The organism is Shewanella sp. 11B5, assembly GCF_002836795.1.
GTDB classification, from domain to species: domain Bacteria; phylum Pseudomonadota; class Gammaproteobacteria; order Enterobacterales; family Shewanellaceae; genus Shewanella; species Shewanella frigidimarina.
The window spans coordinates 1-2,156 of the sequence record NZ_PJAP01000652.1; the positions used below are offsets into that span (position 1 = coordinate 1).

Consider the following 2,156-nt stretch of genomic DNA (forward strand, 5'->3'; position numbering starts at 1 on the left):
TTTGATTGATGTAGTACCGCCCACTGATGACCACTATTTTTATCTAACGCAATGGTGGTAGATAAGTAGTTTGATGGTATGTCATCACTGACCTTATCCACTGTTTTTGCTAGTAGGTTAATACGCGCTAACACATCTTGTTGTTGAGCTTGGGCTAGGGTTGAGACAATTTCAATTCTGCCAGCGGACTGGTTGATAAAACTGATATCAATTCCGGTAATGGTTTTGGCTTGGTCTGCGACATTCTTGTCCATAGTGAAGCCCATGCCGACCCAAGCTATTAATGTTGGCGCCTTGACGGGTTGCAACACAAATTGGTAACTACTGTGGTCATAATTAAAAATTTCAAACGTGGTTGAGCGGTTTTTGGTTAATGCAAATAACTCATCAATATTGGCTGCAGTGAGACCTTGTAAGCTTGAAGAAAGTAATTTCCCCTGCGGAGATAATAAAATAGCAGCGTCAGCATTAATGCGCCTGCCATGGTTGGCTAACACTGACGATATTGTATCTTGCTCGCCAGTGGCCACAGCGCGTTTAAAACCAAAGTCAGCACTGAGTAACGACAAACTTTGATTAAGCTGATCGCTTCGATTCGACAACATTTCGACAAAAATATTGGAGCCAATATTAAGATTTTGAGTTTGTTGTTGGCGAAAATCTCGCTGAGTTGCGCTTAATACAAACAACGCAGTAGTTAACTGCATTAAGGTTAATATTAATAGAAAAGCTATTATCAGTCGGTTGCGAAAACTAGTTGGCATGTTATCCCGTGGTATCGCTTGCTTGAAGGTAACTACCAAAGCCGCTAGGTGGTGCCGATGGTTTTTCTTGGTGTTCAACATCAATACTCAGCGTTAGTTGATTATGGTCATTGCTTACTATGACCAAAGATGATGGTGTTGCAGTGATCTGCCAAGGATGCCAAATGTTGACTTGGTATTCGCCTGCAGGTAAATCTGTTAATTGGATTTTACCTTGTGCATCACTCACCGAAAAGTAAGGACTGCTGGCCACATAAATAAAGGCCTGCATGTAATCATGAATATTGCAGCCTATGGCAACTAAACCTGGTTTATCAAAAGTAATCGGGTCTTCAGTTGTGCCTACATACAATTTTAACTCAAATTGTTTGGCTTCAGAAAAAGAATAAACATGGTGCCGAGTACGATCTAAATTAGGAAAATCAACGTTGGCACCTTGTGGTACAGCCAATACAAAAGGTGAGAAAACTCGATTTTGTTGGCGCATTTGGTAATGTGCCAAGGTCGATGGCGTTGTATTAGATGGTGACGTAGAAATTAACTCTACCACGCTATCGCTGAGCATCACGCCTTGCGCATCGGTAACATCAACCGTTAACGTCGCCGCTGTAACTGCCGCTGAAAAAAAATACGTTAAACACAGCAAGCATGTCGTAAATGGATTTATTGGCATGTATTGGCCTCATTATTAAGAGTGTAGCAAGAGTGCCGCGTTGTGGTTAATTATCTACGTAATATGGCATCATAACCTACAAGGATCAAAATACAGCATCATCACAACGTAATGCGACTATTTGTTTCGGTATACATCAGCAAACGAGGTGTTCATGAAAGTGTATTTATCTATCAGTTTAGTACTGATATCGTTAATCCTGCTTATTCCCGGGGTGACAAAACCGATGTTAACGATAACGGGTACCATTGAAAAGTCGCAGTTAGTGGATACAGGTAAGGATATGTTAATCCAAGATTTAACGGAAGACTCTCGTGCTAATACCCGTGGAATATTGGATATTGCCGCCAGTATGTTAGGTCTGGATACGCTAGACGGTGAAGTAGAGGTTTTTCGTAATAGCCGCAGTATCATCGACACCATTGCAGCACTATATCAGTCACATCATTTTGTCGTGGCCATGTTGGTCGGGTTATTCAGTATTGTGATCCCTGCTGTTAAGTTAATCACCATGCTCATATTACTGCTGCCAGTGACGCCCTTAATTAAGCAAAGATTGAGCAAAATGATCAGTGTTATCGGTAAATGGTCTATGGCCGATGTTTTTGTGGTCGCAATTATTGTGACCTACATGGCAGGTAATGCGTCAGCTGGAATGGGCGACATGCTTAAGACTCAATCCCAGTTTGAAATCGGTATATATTATTATTAAGGCTAGT

3 protein-coding genes are annotated in these 2,156 nt (G+C 41.4%); 1 reads left to right on the plus strand and 2 read right to left on the minus strand.

Features of this window, described 5'->3' with window-relative positions:
- On the minus strand, positions 1–707 hold a 707-nt coding region (locus tag CXF78_RS14880), incomplete at its 3' end, for a cache domain-containing protein (RefSeq protein ID WP_308302261.1).
- Positions 708–765: 58 nt separating this feature from the next.
- Positions 766–1,437 carry a methylamine utilization protein gene (locus CXF78_RS14885; protein ID WP_011639317.1) on the minus strand — a complete coding sequence of 224 codons (672 nt, stop codon included), beginning with the start codon at positions 1,435–1,437 and terminating at the stop codon, positions 766–768.
- Positions 1,438–1,591: 154 nt separating this feature from the next.
- On the opposite strand from CXF78_RS14885, the gene CXF78_RS14890 reads away from it, so the two are divergent.
- Positions 1,592–2,149: a paraquat-inducible protein A gene (locus CXF78_RS14890; RefSeq protein WP_257984923.1), complete on the plus strand. Its 558-nt coding sequence runs from the start codon at positions 1,592–1,594 to the stop codon at positions 2,147–2,149.
- The last annotated feature ends 7 nt before the right edge of the window (positions 2,150–2,156 follow it).